The organism is Oricola sp., assembly GCF_022763245.1.
Lineage (GTDB): Bacteria > Pseudomonadota > Alphaproteobacteria > Rhizobiales > Rhizobiaceae > Oricola.
The window spans coordinates 44,442-59,825 of record NZ_JALEGV010000009.1 but is presented as its reverse complement, the minus strand read 5'-3'; the positions used below and the strand labels follow the sequence as shown (position 1 = coordinate 59,825).

General features: G+C 64.1%; 13 protein-coding genes. All 13 read right to left on the bottom strand.

The genetic code is table 11. The features are described from left to right. Positions 1 to 9: 9 nt before the first annotated feature. The 13 genes from pdhA to tkt all read right to left on the bottom strand — a co-directional run bounded on the left by pdhA (position 10) and on the right by tkt (position 15,364). The gene (gene pdhA, locus MRY80_RS02555; protein ID WP_293287636.1) at positions 10 to 2,013 is read right to left on the bottom strand and encodes a pyruvate dehydrogenase (acetyl-transferring) E1 component subunit alpha; all 2,004 of its coding nucleotides are present in this window, start codon (positions 2,011 to 2,013) and stop codon (positions 10 to 12) included. Further along, positions 2,010 to 3,761, bottom strand: a complete 1,752-nt coding sequence (acsA, locus tag MRY80_RS02550; protein WP_293287634.1) for an acetate--CoA ligase — start codon at positions 3,759 to 3,761, stop codon at positions 2,010 to 2,012. Before acsA ends, pdhA begins: the two co-directional genes overlap by 4 nt. A 131-nt stretch (positions 3,762 to 3,892) precedes the next feature. After that, positions 3,893 to 4,624 carry an HAD-IA family hydrolase gene (locus MRY80_RS02545; RefSeq protein WP_293287632.1) on the bottom strand — a complete coding sequence of 244 codons (732 nt, stop codon included), beginning with the start codon at positions 4,622 to 4,624 and terminating at the stop codon, positions 3,893 to 3,895. A 1-nt stretch (position 4,625) separates the two neighbouring features. Continuing rightward, positions 4,626 to 5,336 (bottom strand): phosphoglycolate phosphatase, encoded by a 711-nt coding sequence (gene gph, locus MRY80_RS02540; RefSeq protein ID WP_293287630.1) that lies wholly within the window; start codon positions 5,334 to 5,336, stop codon positions 4,626 to 4,628. After that, positions 5,333 to 5,890, bottom strand: coding sequence for a thioredoxin family protein (locus MRY80_RS02535; protein ID WP_293287628.1), 558 nt, complete (start codon positions 5,888 to 5,890; stop codon positions 5,333 to 5,335). The genes gph and MRY80_RS02535 overlap by 4 nt, the downstream gene beginning before the upstream one ends. Positions 5,891 to 5,908: 18 nt before the next feature. Then, the gene (gene rpe, locus MRY80_RS02530) at positions 5,909 to 6,586 is read right to left on the bottom strand and encodes a ribulose-phosphate 3-epimerase (protein ID WP_293287626.1); all 678 of its coding nucleotides are present in this window, start codon (positions 6,584 to 6,586) and stop codon (positions 5,909 to 5,911) included. A 25-nt stretch (positions 6,587 to 6,611) separates the two neighbouring features. Next, positions 6,612 to 8,942, bottom strand: a complete 2,331-nt coding sequence (locus MRY80_RS02525; RefSeq protein WP_293287623.1) for a VWA domain-containing protein — start codon at positions 8,940 to 8,942, stop codon at positions 6,612 to 6,614. Further along, positions 8,939 to 9,781: a CbbQ/NirQ/NorQ/GpvN family protein gene (locus tag MRY80_RS02520; protein ID WP_293287621.1), complete on the bottom strand. Its 843-nt coding sequence runs from the start codon at positions 9,779 to 9,781 to the stop codon at positions 8,939 to 8,941. Before MRY80_RS02520 ends, MRY80_RS02525 begins: the two co-directional genes overlap by 4 nt. 79 nt (positions 9,782 to 9,860) lie before the next feature. Then, a complete protein-coding gene (locus MRY80_RS02515) occupies positions 9,861 to 10,220 on the bottom strand; it encodes a ribulose bisphosphate carboxylase small subunit (protein WP_293287619.1) in 360 nt (119 codons plus the stop codon). 48 nt (positions 10,221 to 10,268) lie between these two features. After that, positions 10,269 to 11,702, bottom strand: coding sequence for a form I ribulose bisphosphate carboxylase large subunit (locus MRY80_RS02510; protein WP_293287618.1), 1,434 nt, complete (start codon positions 11,700 to 11,702; stop codon positions 10,269 to 10,271). A 58-nt stretch (positions 11,703 to 11,760) separates the two neighbouring features. Next, on the bottom strand, positions 11,761 to 12,840 hold the full coding sequence (gene fba, locus MRY80_RS02505; protein WP_293287615.1) for a class II fructose-bisphosphate aldolase: 1,080 nt from the start codon (positions 12,838 to 12,840) through the stop codon (positions 11,761 to 11,763). A gap of 2 nt (positions 12,841 to 12,842) precedes the next feature. Further along, positions 12,843 to 13,349, bottom strand: a complete 507-nt coding sequence (gene pgk / locus MRY80_RS02500; RefSeq protein WP_293287612.1) for a phosphoglycerate kinase — start codon at positions 13,347 to 13,349, stop codon at positions 12,843 to 12,845. Continuing rightward, entirely contained in the window at positions 13,349 to 15,364 is a 2,016-nt protein-coding gene (gene tkt / locus MRY80_RS02495; RefSeq protein ID WP_293287610.1) for a transketolase, read from the bottom strand. Before tkt ends, pgk begins: the two co-directional genes overlap by 1 nt. Positions 15,365 to 15,384: the final 20 nt, after the last annotated feature.

The following is a 15,384-nucleotide window of genomic DNA, read 5'->3' as shown; positions in this document are numbered from 1 at the left end:
GCCATGGCGTCAGCTCCTGTTGCAGGCTTTTTTCGCGGCCGCAACGATCGCCGGGACCTGCGGGATGGCCGCCTGCTCCAGATGCGCGGCATAGGGGATCGGCACTTCCACGCTGCACACCCGCTCGAGCGGCGCATCGAGTTCGAAGAACGCCTTTTCGGCCAGTTGCACACCGATCTCGGCCGATATGCTGCCGGTTTTCCAGCCTTCGTCGATGAAGACCGCGCGATGGGTCTTCGATACGGAGGCGATCACCGTATCCATGTCGAGCGGGCGCAGGGTACGCAGGTCGATCACCTCCGCCTCGATGCCTTCCTTCGCCAATTGCGCAGCCGCATCGAGCGTCTTGAACAGTGACCCGCCATATGTGATCAGCGTCACGTCTGCGCCCTCGCGCCGCACGGCGGCCTTGTCAATGTCGACCGGCCCGGCATTTGCCGCGAGCTGTCCCGTCATGTTGTAGAGCATGACGTTTTCGAAAATCAGCACAGGATCCGGGTCATCGAGCGCGGTCTGCAGCATGCCGCGCGCATCTTCCAGCGTCGCCGGCGTCAGCACCCGCAGGCCCGGAATGTGCCCGTACCAGCCCTCCAGGCTGTGCGAGTGCTGCGCGGCCAACTGCTTGCCGGCCCCCGTCGCCATGCGGATGACCACAGGAACGCCGAACTGGCCGTTCGACATGTGCCGGAAGGTCGCCGCGGTATTCATGATCTGGTCGAGCGCCAGCAGCGAGAAATTGACCGTCATCACCTCGACGATCGGCCTCAGCCCGGTCATCGACGCGCCGATGCCGGCCCCGGTGAAGCCCGATTCCGAAAGCGGCGTGTCGCGGATGCGATCCGGACCGAACCTGTCGAGCAGTCCCTTGGAAACGGCATAGCAGCCGCCATAATGCCCCACGTCCTCGCCCATCAGGAAGACGCGATCATCCTGTTCCATCGCCTCCGTGATGGCCATCTTGACTGCCTCGCGATAGGTGACCTCACGCGTTTCGGTGGAAGGCACCGGCATGGCCGGCCGCGCGGGTCGCTCCGCCGCCATGACGTCGCGCGTCAGGTTCTCAACCGGCTCCCATTCGCCGGCTTCAGCGAAAGAGACCGCTTCTGCGATCTCGGCGTCGGTGTTGGCGATGATGGCCTCCACATCGCCATGATCGATCAGGCCGTTCTTCTCCAGCCAGTTCTGGAAGAGCACGATCGGCCCCTTCTCGCGCCAGGCGGCGATTTCGTCCTTGGTGCGGTAGAGCTGGGCGTCGAACATGGAGTGGGCGCGGAAACGATAGGTGCGGCACTCCAGGAAATAGGGCTTGCCGGTTTCGCGGATCGCCTTCAGCGCGCGCCGTGTCGCCGCCTCCACGGCGACGACGTCCATGCCGTCCACGGCTTCGCTGGCGATGTTGTAGCCGGCCGCCTTCTCGTGGATGTCCATCTGCGCTTCGGTGAATTGCAGCGCCGTTCCCATGGCATAGCCGTTGTTTTCGCAAACGAAGAGGACGGGCAAGTCCCACAGGGCCGCGAGATTGAGGCTCTCGTGAAACTCGCCTTCGGCCACCGCACCGTCACCGAAAAAACAAGCGGTTACGCGGTTTTCCCGACCCATTTTGTCACCAAGCCCGAGCCCGACCGCCAGCGGAAGCCCGCCGCCGACAATGGCGTTGCCGCCATAAAAATTGTGCTCGGCGGAAAACAGGTGCATCGAACCGCCTCTGCCGCCGGCACACCCGTTTGCCTTGCCGAACATCTCGGCCATGATCGAATTCATCGGCACGCCGCGCACCAGCGCGTGCCCGTGCTCGCGATAGGTGGCCACCAGCCGGTCGTCCGGACCGAGGAGCGGAATCACGCCGGCCGCCACGGCCTCCTCGCCGTCATAGAGATGCAGGAAGCCACGGATCTTCTGCTGCGTGTAGAGTTCGGCGCATTTGTCCTCGAAGCGCCGGACCCGGATCATCCGGGTCAGCAGATCGAGCACATGGGCCCGGTTGAGATGCGGTCTGAGATCGACACCGGTCATTTTTCGTCACTTTCGAGAGTCGAGATGTCACCTTCGGGCAGGCCCAGTTCACGCGCCTTGAGCAGACGGCGCATGATCTTGCCGCTTCGCGTCTTGGGCAGGTTCTCGCGGAATTCGATCACCTTCGGAGCGACGGCCGGGCCGAGCCGCTTGCGCGCGTGCCCCTGGATGGAGAGCTGCAACTCCTCGTCCGCGGAAAAGCCCGGCTTGAGCGCGACGAAGGCCTTGACGATCTCGCCGGCGGTCTCGTCCGGTACGCCGATCACGGCCGCTTCCGCGACCGCGTCATGCTCGATCAGCGCGCTCTCGACCTCGAACGGGCCGATCAGGTGGCCGGCGCTCTTGATGACGTCGTCGCTGCGGCCGACGAACCAGAAATAGCCGTCGCTGTCACGCATCGCGAGGTCGCCGGACAAGTACCAGCCGTTGGAGAAGGCTTTGTCGTAGCGCGCCTCCTCATGCAGGTATCCCCTCATCATGGACGGCCATCCGGTGCGAAGCGCCAGTTCCCCGAGCGCCATGGGCTTGGTGACTTCCTGCGCGCCGGCCTCCGTGCGCTCCACGATCCCGGCCTCGATGCCCGGCATCGGCCGTCCCATCGAGCCCGGCTTGACATCGGCGCAGGCGTAGTTGGCGATCATGATGCCGCCGGTCTCGGTCTGCCACCAATTGTCGTGGAACGGCTTCCCGAGAACCTCGACGCCCCAGAGCACCGCTTCGGGATTGAGCGGCTCGCCGACGCTGGCCATGAAGCGCAGGCTGGAAAGGTCCTCCTTTCCTGCAAGCTCCGCCCCGGCTTTCATCAGCATGCGGATCGCCGTCGGCGCGGTGTACCAGACATTGACCTTGTTCCGGGCCAGGATGCGATACCAGCGCTCGGCGTCGAACTCCGCCTCGTCGACGATCATCGTAACGCCGTTGGTCAGCGGCGCGATGATCCCGTAGGAGGTACCGGTCACCCAGCCGGGATCGGCCGTGCACCAGAAGACGTCGTCGGGATGCAGGTCGAGGGCTGTGCGGCCGGTGTAGTTGTGGGCAACCACGGCCTGATGGACGTGCATCGCCCCCTTCGGCTTGCCCGTCGTTCCCGAGGTGAAATGCAACAGCGACAGGTCTTCCGGCTCGGTGGCGACGACATCGAATTCCGTGGAAGCCGCGTCCATGAGCCTCGCGAGGTCGAGCAGTCCAAGCTCCGGGCCCTCGCCGTCGATCAGCAGAATGTGCTTGAGCTCGGGCAGCTGGTCGCGGATCGGCGCGACCTTGCGCTTGTAGAGGAGCCGCGTCGTCACCAGCACATTGGCGCCGCCGATCTCCATGCGCGCCTTCACCGGCTCTGGTCCGAAGGCGGAGAAAAGCGGCGAGAACACGCAGCCCGATTTCAGCGTTCCCAGCACCGCGACATAGAGCTGCGGCACGCGCCCGAGAAGCGAATAGACCCGATCCCCCTTCTCCACGCCGAGGCCGCGCAGAACATTGGCGAACCGGTTCGTCGTGCGCATCAGGTCGCTGTAGCTGATGTCGGTGGCACTCTCGTCCTTGGCGATCAGCCGAAGCGCGGTCTTCTCGCCGCGCCCATGCACGACATGGCGATCCACGGCCTCATAGGCGATGTTGAGCCTTCCGCCGGGCAGACCGTCCAGAAACGCCCGCGCCTTGTCCCAGGAAAATGATGCGCGTTCCACATCATAGTCCTGCATGTTCGCCCGCGCCTTGTCGTCGGCGGACTTCCCGATCAAGTCTTCGGTCAATGTGCCCTCCCGGCCGGCGAGCCGGCTGAATAGAATTTCCTCCGGCTGAAAGACTAGGAGGACGGGAGAACCAAGAAAATGACGTCCATCAACGCGCCATCAAATCTTGGCAAGCACGCTTGAGAGCGCCTTCACTGTCCGTGAAACAGCAAATCGCGCACGTCGGGCGGGACGTCATGGAAGGCGAAACCCGGCGCGAAGGTCAGCATCGAGAAGGGCTCGTCCAGGTTCTTGAAGATGTAGTCCGCGCCAGCGAAATCATCTTCCGCCGTATAGATGCTCGGCGTGATGACGGTCGGGGCGCCTGCCGCCTTGGCCGCGCGCAAACCGTTGGCGGAATCCTCGAAGACCAGGCAGTCCTCCGGAGGAAAACCGAGATCGGCAAGGACCAGCCGGTAAACTTCGGGATCGGGCTTCTTGCGCGGCGTGTCCTCGCCGGTGCGCACCGAGCGAAACCAGGACAGCGCGTCAGCTCCCAGCGTCGCCTGCATCAATGCGCCAACATTGGTGCGACTTGTCGTCGTCCCGATTGCCAGATCCAGGCCTGCCGCGCGTGCCCGACGCAGAAGCGCTTCGACGCCCGGCCGCAACGTCACGTTTCCCGGCCGCATCGACGCGCCGTAGATGTCCGTCTTGCGCCGATGCAGTGCGCCAACATCGATGTCCTGCGCGCCGATCCGCTCGGCATGGAACCGGATGCGTTCGCGGCCGCCTGTTACGGCAAGAAGCTCTCGGTAGAGCTCCCGGTCCCAGACCCAGTCGAGCCCGGCTTCCTCGAAGGTCCGGTTGAAGGCGATACGGTGCAGTTCTTCGGTTTCGGCGAGCGTGCCGTCCACATCGAGGATCAGCGCGCGCACCGCCATGTCATGCCGGTTCCTTCAACCGCTCTATCGCCTGGGGAACCTCGGTGAGGCTGTCGATGACGACGTCGGCGCCGAGCTCATCGACGGGCATGGTCGTGTAACCGCCGCGCACCGCGATCGAGGGCATCGGCACGGCCTTCGCCGCCTCGATATCGGCCGGGCTGTCGCCGACCATCAACGCTCGGTGGGCGCCGTAGCCCAGTTGTTCGAGCGCATGGAGCAGCATGTCGGGCGCGGGTTTGCGCGTCGGCCCGGTGTCGCCGCCCACTACGGCGTGGACGGAAGCGGTCAGCCCGAAATGCGCGATGATTTCGCGCGAGAACGCCTCCGGCTTGTTGGTGACGACGCCGATCTTCACCCCGGCGCGCGCATAGGCCGTCACCATCGTCTCCGCGCCGGGCATCAGCGTGGTTTCGCCGGTCAGATGCCGTGCATAGATGCCCATCATCCGGTCGGTCATCGCGCTCAGCGCGTCGCCCTCGAGCACGATCCCGCGCGCCGCGAAGGCCCGTTCAACCAGCTTGCGCACGCCGTTGCCGATCATCTTGCGGACGTCGTCGACCACCAGCGCGGGCTTGTCCTCGGATGCAAGCAACTCGTTGACGGCGGCGGCGATGTCGGGAACGGAATCGATCAGGGTTCCGTCCAGGTCGAAGAGCACCACCTGCGGCCAGCCGCACCGGTCACCGTCCTGCGCGAAACGCGTGCTCATGCCGCATCCTTCCACTTGATCGAGCACCCCATGGACGGGATCTGCTCGCGCGGCCCCTCGCCGGTCTCCGCGACACTCCGCATCGCCTCGAAAAGCTCGCGCGGGACGTCGCCTTCGGCCGGCGCCGCCCGCGACGCGTCGAGCCGCCCCCGATACTGGAGTTCAAGGTCCCGGTTGAAACCGAAGAAATCCGGCGTGCACACCGCGTCATAGGCGCGCGCGACCGACTGGTCCTCGTCATGCAGGTAGGGAAACGGGAAGGCGTGCGCGGCCGCGAACGCCTTCATCGCGGCGAACGAATCCTCCGGATAGGCGGCGGCGTCGTTCGCGTTGATCGCGACGAAGCCGATGCCCAGCGCCTCCAAGTCACGCGCGTCGCGCACCATGCGGTCGATCACCGCTTTCACATAGGGGCAGTGGTTGCAGATGAAGGCGACGACCAGCCCGTTCGGGCCGGCGCAATCGAAGATCGAATGGGCCCTGCCCTCCGTGCTCGTCAGTCGCGCGTCGATGGCCTTCCAGCCGAAATCGCAGATCGGGGGCGCAGCTCCCATCACACTTCTCCCTTGAAATCAGGCGGCCGCCGCGTCGGCGGCATTTCGGATGGCCTCGATATTGGCTCTGTATGCCGCTTCCTCGCCACCCTTGAACACAGCGGAACCGGCGACAAGCACATTGGCGCCGGCGGCCGCGACGAGCGGTGCCGTCTGCGGCGTCACGCCGCCGTCGATTTCGATGTCGATCGGCCGCTCGCCGATCATGGCCTTGATCCGCTTGACCTTCTCAACGACCGAGGGAATGAAGGCCTGACCGCCGAAGCCCGGGTTGACGGTCATAAGCAGCACCAGGTCGAGCCGGTCGAGTACATATTCGATCACGTTTTCCGGCGTCGACGGATTGAGCGAGACACCGGCCTTCTTGCCGAGATTGCGGATCGCCTGCAGCGAGCGGTCCAGATGCGTCGTCGCTTCCGCATGCACGGTGATGATGTCGCACCCGGCATCGGCGAAGGCTTCCAGGAAGGGATCGCACGGCTCGATCATCAGATGGCAGTCGAACACCTTGTCGGTCCGGTCGCGCACGGCCTTGATGATCGGCGGGCCGAAGGTGATGTTCGGAACATAGTGACCGTCCATGACATCGAGGTGAATCCAGTCGGCGCCGGCGCGGACGACGGCCTCGATCTCGTCACCGAGCCTGGAGAAATCCGACGAAAGCACGGACGGGGCGATGATGGTATTGGATGCCATGGCGATTGTTCTCCGCTTGAACGGCCTATTTGGTCAGATTGGCAAACAGGCTTGGCAGTTTTTCCGGCAGGCGTTCGACCTGGTCGATGATCGTATAGTTGTTGGATCCGAAGATGCGCTCGACATATCGATCCGCCTCGGGATCCAGGGTCAGGCAATAGCTTGAGACACCCGCCTGCTGTAACTCAACTGCCGCCTTTTTTGCATCCATCCTCAGATATTGCGGATCGCGCTCGTCGATATCAGCCGGCTCGCCGTCCGTGACGATCAACAGCAGCTTGTGACGCTCGCTGCGCTGGCCGAGATGATGGCCCGCATGCCGCATGGCCGCGCCCATCCGCGTTGAAAGCCCGCCCTTCATGCCGGCGAGCCTTCCTTTCACATCGGCGTCGAGGCGCTGTTCGAAATCCTTGAACCGATAATACTGCACGTCGTGGCGGCCGTCCGAGGCGAAACCGTGAATGGCGAAGGGATCGCCGATGCCATTGATGGCGCTGGCGACGAGCGCGGAAGCCTCGCGCGTCAGTTCCAGTACCGTCTTCTCCGTGCCCCGGACAATTTCATTGGTGGATTCGGACAGGTCCAGCAGGATCACCACCGCCAGATCGCGACGATTGATGACATTGCGCATGGTGATGCGCGGATCCGGCGGCATGCCGAGCCGCGTCATGACGATGGCGTCGACGGCTGCGTTGATATCGAGCTCGTCGCCATCCTCCAGCCGCCTTTGCCGGGAGATACCCTGCGGACGCAGGCGGTCGACGATCTGCCTGATCCGGTGACTGACGCCCTTGTGCGCGGTCAACATCGTGTCGATGGTCTCGGGATCGCCCCTGCCCTGCCGGCGCTCATAAACCGTCGCCCAGCTCGGGCGATGCAGCTGAACCTTGTAGTCCCATTCGGCATAGTGGAAGGGACCGGAGACCGGCTCCCTGCCCTCCCTATCGTTGTAGGAGACGCCCTCGTCCTCATAGGGAAAGAGTTCGCTCGACAGGACCCAGACCTCCTGCGCGTCGTCGCCGGCGGTTTCGACGTCCACCTCATTGATGAATTCCATCAGCCCGACATTCCGGCGAACCTGTCGCTCCAACTCCGGGCGGTAGGTATTGCTCTCCCCCCAGTCATAATCATCCATCGACCAGACAAAGCGGTTGTCGTCGCGATAGGGAGTATTCAACGTCTCAAGAATGCGCAGGCTGGGGACCGCGCGGCGCTCAGCCAGCAGGTTGTAGAGCTCAATGCCGAGCCCCCAGGAGAACATCGTCTCGCGCTCGTTCGCCGCGATGTTGATGTGGAACTGCTCGACCAGCGAGTCGATCGCACGATCTCCGAGCGGAGGCCCCGGCTCCAGCAGCGCCCGCGCGATCCTCTCCAATAGATACATCGTGTCGTGTTCGTAATAGCCGGCAGGCGATTGCGCCATCAGCGACCTGAACAGCCCGCGCAGTCCCGGGAACTGCCGCGTGGCCGCATACTCGACCCGCGCGTCGTCAAGCATGCCGACGAAGAACATCTGCGCCGGACTCAGCGCCTGCTGGCTCAATCCTCGGTCCGAGCTGGCGATATGCGCCGCCATGTGGGCGCACATGGCGCGATAGAGGTCGAGGCCGCCAACAGTGCCTATTTGATCGACCGCGTCAGGCAAGTGCATCGCGCCGTCCTCGATGAACGGACGAAAACCGGCATGGTCGGCGGCGCTCGGGCGCAGGAAGAAATCGCGGCCCCAAAATGCTCTGAGATAGAAGTTCAACCGGCGCTGAGAGTTGACGAAAAGCGTACCTCGGCGTTCCTGTTTCAGAACCGCGCGCGAATCCTCGCTGACGAGGCCAAAATAGTCGGCCTGTTTCGGCAGGTCGCGCCGATAGGCCTCGGCGCCGAAATCGACCCAGCGCCGCAGGCCCGACAGGGTCAGCTTGGAGAGGAGTTCTTCCAACACGCCGAACATCGGTCGAAGTCCGCGCGGGGCGCGCGCTGCAAGACGATGCAGGAGCTGCAGATAGTCCCGGAGCAGATCCGGATCGCCGAAACGATGCGCCGCACCGGGCAACGTCGAGATCATCAGGGTCAGCACTTCGCCGGAGACCATCGAGGCCAGCTTGAGCGTCGCGCCGACGACATCGCGTATAATGTCTTCGCCGCATTCCTTGACCACCTGCGGCATCTCGTCGAGATAGCTCGTCAGCAGGTTCGGGCCCTTGCCGAGCGAAATCAGCGCCCGCGCGCCGTCGAGATAGTCCTTCAGGCCGGCGGGCGACATGAGCCGCGCGGATTCATGGAACAGGCCTTCCAGCGTATCCACCAGTTCCGGCGCGGCCTTGGTCAGCTCTTCACGATAATCGTCAAGATTGACCGTCATGCCGCCCGATCTTTGCTGCTGTCGGTGATTTCGGGAAAGAAGGTGCTGACCGCGGCCTGCAGCGTGTCGCGGATGTCCGGATCGTCGGTCAGCGGCTCGACCAGCGCCATCTGGCAGGCCGCCTGCGCCGGAATGTCCTTGGCGATCAGCTGGCCCGCATAGACCAGCAGGCGCGTCGACATGCCCTCGTCGAGCCCGTGGCCCTTCAGGTTTCGGGAACGTTGCGCCACCTGCACGAGCCGCTCCGCGGTCTTGCGGTCGACGCCCGCCTCATGGGCCACAATCTCGGATTCCACCTCGGCGGTCGGAAAATCGAACGACATCGCGCCGAAGCGCTGCTTCGTCGACTGTTTCAGGTCCTTCATCATCGACTGGTAGCCGGGATTGTAGGAGATCACGACCTGGAAATCGGGGTGGGCGTCCACCACCTCGCCCTTCTTCTCCAGCGGAAGCTGGCGGCGATGGTCGGTCAGCGGGTGGATCACCACCGTCGTATCCTGACGTGCTTCCACGACCTCGTCGAGATAGCAAATCGCGCCAATCCGCGCCGCGATCGTCAACGGCCCGTCCTGCCATTTCGTGCCGTTGATATCGAGCAGGAAACGGCCGATCAGGTCGGAGGCGGTCATGTCCTCGTTGCAGGCGACCGAGATCAGCGGCTTGCCGAGCTTCCACGCCATATGTTCGACGAAACGCGACTTGCCGCAGCCGGTCGGTCCCTTGAGCATGACCGGCATGCGTACGTCATAGGCGGCCGAGTATTTCTCGATCTCGTCGCCGACGGGCCGGTAATAGGGTTCGGTCTCGATGCAGAACTGCTTCGGGTCGATATCGGTCATCGTCGTCTCCTGTCGGAGCGGGGAACTCGTTTGAACAGGGTGAACCGGGGCCGCATAGTGCGGCCCCGGCAGCCGCGCTTCAGAGCTTGATCGAGGCGCGGTGCACGACCAGCGCGGTGCCCTGTGTCTGCTTGAAGTTGTCGTAGCCGACGAGGCGGACATGATTGTCCGGATTGGCCTTCTTGCACATCTCGATTTCCTGGAAGATGGCGTCGACATCCGTCTCGCCGAACATCGGCAGCTTCCACATGTACCAGTAATGCGAGGACGCGTTTTCCGGTTCGGTATGCTCGATGGCCGGGTTCCAGCCCTTCGAGACGATATATTCCACCTGGCTGCGCAGTTCCTCTTCCGTTAGTTCCGGAAGATAGGAGAAGGTACCCATTTTCCGGCTGTTCGGGTCCGACAGGCGGGAGCCATAATCTTGAACTTCGCTCATAGTTTCATTCCTTCGATAAATTTTCGTTCGTGGTGATCCGGGGGCGGATTACCGGTGAGCGACATCCAGCTTGTCGACGGTGTCGAATTCGAACTTGATCTCTTTCCATGTTTCCATGGCGATCTTCAGTTCGGGGCTGTGCTTGGCGGCCGCGGTCAGGATGTCCTTGCCTTCCTTTTCCAGCTCGCGCCCTTCGTTGCGCGCCTTGACGCAAGCCTCGACAGCGACGCGGTTCGCCGCAGCGCCGGCTGCATTGCCCCACGGGTGGCCGAGCGTGCCGCCGCCGAATTGCAGGCAGGCATCGTCGCCGAAGATCGCAACGAGTGCGGGCATGTGCCAGACATGGATGCCGCCCGAGGCGACCGGCAGGACGCCGGGCATCTGTCCCCAATCCTGGTCGAAGAAGATGCCGCGCGACCGGTCTTCTGCGACGAACTTGTCGCGCAACAGGTCGATCCAGCCGAGCGTCGCCGCGCGGTCGCCCTCAAGCTTGCCGACAACCGTGCCCGAATGCAGGTGGTCTCCGCCGAGCAGGCGCAGCATCTTCGCCAGTACCCGGAAATTGATGCCGTGCTTCGGATGGCGGTCGATCACGCCATGCATGGCCCGGTGGACATGCAGCAGCATGCCGTTATCGCGGCACCAGCGCGACAGGCTGGCCTGCGCCGCCCAGCCAAGCGTGAGATAGTCGCTCATGATGATCGGGGTGCCGATCTCCTTGGCGAATTCGGCGCGCTTGTACATCTCCTCGATATTCGGCGCGGTGACGTTCAGATAGTGGCCCTTGCGTTCGCCGGTCTCGGCCTCGGCCTTCTCGATGGCTTCCTGGCAGAACTGGAAGCGGTCACGCCAGCGCATGAAGGGCTGCGAGTTGACGTTCTCGTCGTCCTTGGTGAAGTCGAGGCCGCCGCGCAGCGCTTCGTAGACGGCGCGGCCGTAATTCTTGGCCGACAGGCCGAGCTTCGGCTTGATCGTGCAGCCGAGGAACGGACGGCCATATTTGTCCATCTTGTCGCGCTCGACCTGGATGCCGTGGGGCGGGCCGTCGCAGGTCGCGACGAACCAGAGCGGAAAGCGCACATCCTCGAGACGCAGCGCGCGGACGGCCTTGAAGCCGAACACGTTCCCGACTAGCGAGGTAAAGACGTTGACCACCGAGCCTTCCTCGAAGAGCCCCATCGGATAGGCGATGAAGGCGTAATAGCTTTCATCGTCGCCCGGCACGTCCTCGATCGCGTAAGCGCGGCCCTTGTAATATTCGAGGTCGGTCAGAAGGTCGGTCCAGACCGTCGTCCAGGTACCGGTGGAGGACTCGGCGGCGACGGCGGCGGCCGCTTCCTCGCGCGGCACGCCCGGCTGCGGCGTGATCTTGAAACAGGCGAGAATGTCGCTCTCCTTCGGTGTGTAGTTCGGCTCCCAATAGGTTTCGCGATATTCCTTGACGCCCGCGGAATATTTGCCGGGAGACGTGTGCGTGTTCATGGGTTCGTTCCTCTGATCTGTTTTGTGCAGGGAAGTGTGGGGGCTTCGATCGCTTGCCTTATGCGGCCTTGGCGGTAGCGGTCTGCGGATCGAGTTTTCCGGCCGCATAGCGCTTTGCCATCTCGTCCATCGGGATCACCTTGATCTTCGAGGCATTGCCCGCCGTGCCGAAGGCCTCGAAGCGATCGCGGCAAAGATCGCGCATCGCGTCCATCGCCGGCTTCAGGAACTTGCGCGGATCGAATTCCGACGGATTGTCCTTTGCGATCTTCCGGAACTGGCCGGTCATCGCCATGCGGCAGTCGGTGTCGATATTGACCTTGCGCACGCCATGCCGGATGCCGCGGACGATCTCCTCCACCGGCACGCCGAAGGTCTGCGGCATCTCCCCGCCATAGGCGTTGATGATGTCCTGCAGTTCCTGCGGCACGGACGACGATCCATGCATGACCAGATGTGTGTTCGGCAGCTTGGCGTGGATCTCTTCAATTACGCGCATGGCGAGGATGTCGCCGGTCGGCTTGCGGGTGAATTTGTAGGCGCCATGGGAGGTGCCGCAGGCGATCGCCAGCGCGTCGACCCCGGTGCGGGTGACGAAATCGACCGCCTGGTCCGGATCGGTCAGGAGCTGGTCGTGCGACAGCTTGCCCTCGGCGCCGTGTCCGTCTTCCGCCTCCGACTCGCCGGTTTCGAGCGAGCCGAGCACGCCGAGCTCGCCCTCGACCGAGGCGCCGACCCAGTGGGCCATTCTGGCGACATGTTCGGTGATCTCGACATTGTATTCGTAGGAGGCCGGCGTCTTGGCGTCGGCTTCCAGCGAGCCGTCCATCATCACCGAGGTGAAGCCGTGCCGGATCGCGGTCAGGCAGGTCGCTTCGTTGTTACCGTGATCCTGGTGCATGCACACGGGGATATCCGGATAGATTTCCGCCAGCGCGTCGATCATCTTGGCCAGCATGATGTCGTTGGCGTAGGAGCGCGCGCCGCGCGACGCCTGGATGATCACCGGCGCGTCGCAAGCCTTGGCCGCCTCCATGATGGCAAGCCCCTGCTCCATATTGTTGATGTTGAAGGCCGGCACGCCATAGGCATGGTCGGCGGCGTGGTCGAGCAACTGGCGAAGGGTGATGCGGGCCATTCTCAAGCCTCCTCTTTGGTGATGGTCTCTGACGGGCCGAGGTCCGGCTCCGGCAGCATCGTCTTCAGCGCCGCCTGCCAGCCCTCGGGATTGAGCGGCGGATCGCCGGCGTCGATGAAGTAGTCGCCCAGCACGGACAGGCGCATCGCGAAGACCTTTTCCCGACGCCGCTCGTCGGCGTGGAAACGCAGGTTCTCCATCAGCGCGATCTCGCCATAGGGCACCCGCGCCAGACCGGCTTCCGCCCCGATGCCCACGCTTTCCTTGACGAAGGCCACAGCCTTGCCGGTGAGGGTCTCCAGGATCGGACGGAAAGGCTCCAGGCTGAGCGCCGGATTGATGTCTCCGGCGGGATTGCCGAGTCCGGCGACCACCACCACCCGGGCGCCGGCGTCTGCCAGCCGGTCGATCAGCGGAATGGCCGTATGGCTGATGCCCTCGTCCAGGCTGATCCTGATGATCGCCGTCTCACCCTCGAGCGGCCGGGCTCGCGCTTTCATCGCCAGCATCACGCCCGTCCTCCGCCCGCCAGCCGGACCGCTTCCTCGACAACCGCGTCCGCAGTGATGCCGAAATGCTTGAATAGATCGCCGGCCGGCGCACTGGCGCCGAAGGAGGTCATGCCGACAAAGGCACCGTCCTCGCCGATCCAGCGGTCCCAGCCGAGCCGCGCGGCCGCTTCGATGGCGATACGGGGCGCTGTGCCCAGCACGTCGCGGCGGTAGGCTTCGTCCTGGGCCTCGAACAGCTCCCAGCAGGGCATGGAAACCACCGCCGCGCTGATGTTCTTCTCGGCCAGCAACCTGTCTGCTGCCGCCTTCGCAATCTCGACCTCCGACCCCGTCGACAGGATGGTGACATCGCGCCGCCCCTCGGGTTCGTGCAGCACATAGGCACCGCGCGCCGAGCGGTTGTCCTTCGAATGAGCGGACCTGAGCATCGGCAGCCCCTGCCGGGACAGTACCAGCACCGTCGGTCGATCCGCCGTCTCCAGCGCCAGTTCCCAGGCTTCCGCGGTTTCGATGATGTCGGCCGGGCGGAAGAGATTGATGTTCGGCGTTGCCCGCAGCATGGCGAGATGCTCGACCGGCTGATGCGTCGGCCCGTCCTCGCCGAGCCCGATGGAGTCATGCGTCATCACGTAGATCACGCGCTGCCCCATCAGGGCCGACAGTCGCATCGCGCCGCGCGCATAGTCGGAGAAGACCAGGAACGTTCCGCCATAGGGCACGAAGCCCCCATGCAGAGCGATCCCGTTCATGGCCGCAGCCATCCCGTGTTCGCGGATGCCGTAATGGATGTAGCGCCCCTTGAAGTTGGCCGGCGTGATCGGGTCCAGTCCCTTGGTGATCGTCAGGTTCGAATGGGTCAGGTCCGCGGAGCCGCCGACCGTGAGGTTGGTGGCAGCATTGATGACACCCAGCGCCATCTCCGAGGCCTTGCGGCTGGCGACCTTGGTGGCCTGCTCCACATGGGTCTTGCGGAAGGCCGCAAGGTCCCGCTTCACCCGCGCCGGCACCTCACCGGATATCGTCGCCAGGAAGGATTTCTGCCGCGCGCTCGCTGCCAACCGTTCCTCCCAGGCCATGCGGCTCTCCTTGCCGCGCGCGGCGATCGCGCGCCATGCTGCGGCGATGTCGTCCGGTACGACGAACGGTTCGTGCGCCCAGCCGATATTGGCACGCGTCGCGGCGATCTCGTCGTCGCCCAGCGGCGCGCCATGGGTCTTTTCGGAGCCCTGCATGTTCGGCGCGCCCTTGCCGATGAGCGTGCGGCAGGCGATCAGCGATGGCTTGCGCGATTTTCGCGCCTTTTCAATGGCTTCCCCAACCGCGCTCATGTCGTGACCATCGACGCTCTGGACGTCCCAGCCCGCCGCCTTGAACCGCGCTTGCTGGTTCATCGAGGTCGAAAGCGAGGTCGGCCCGTCGATGGAGATGTGATTGTCGTCCCACAGCACGATGAGCCGCGAGAGCTTCAGATGCCCGGCGAGGTCAATCGCCTCGTGGCTGATGCCCTCCTGAAGGCAGCCGTCTCCCGCGATGACATAGGTGAAATGATCGACCAGCCTGGTGCCGAAACGCGAGGCCATCATCCGCTCGCCGATTGCCATGCCGACGGCGGTCGCAAGCCCCTGCCCGAGCGGCCCCGTCGTCGTCTCCACGCCGAGCGTATGGCCATATTCCGGATGGCCGGCCGTGTGGCTGCCCAACTGGCGGAACTGCTGCAACTGCTCGATCGGCATGTCCTCGTAACCGAGGAGATGATGGATCGCATATTGCAGCATGGAGCCGTGGCCCGCCGAGAGGACGAAGCGGTCGCGGTCGGGCCAGTCCGACTTCGACGGATCGAGCTTGATGAAGCGGTTGAACAGAACCGTCGCCACGTCGGCCATGCCCATCGGCATGCCGGGATGGCCGGATTTCGCCTTCTGCACCGCATCCATCGCCAGCGCGCGAATGGCGTTGGCCATGTCGCGTTCACCGACGCCGGATGTCAGATCTGCCGTTGCCTGGATGTTCATTGTGTCCTCCTCCAGTCGCG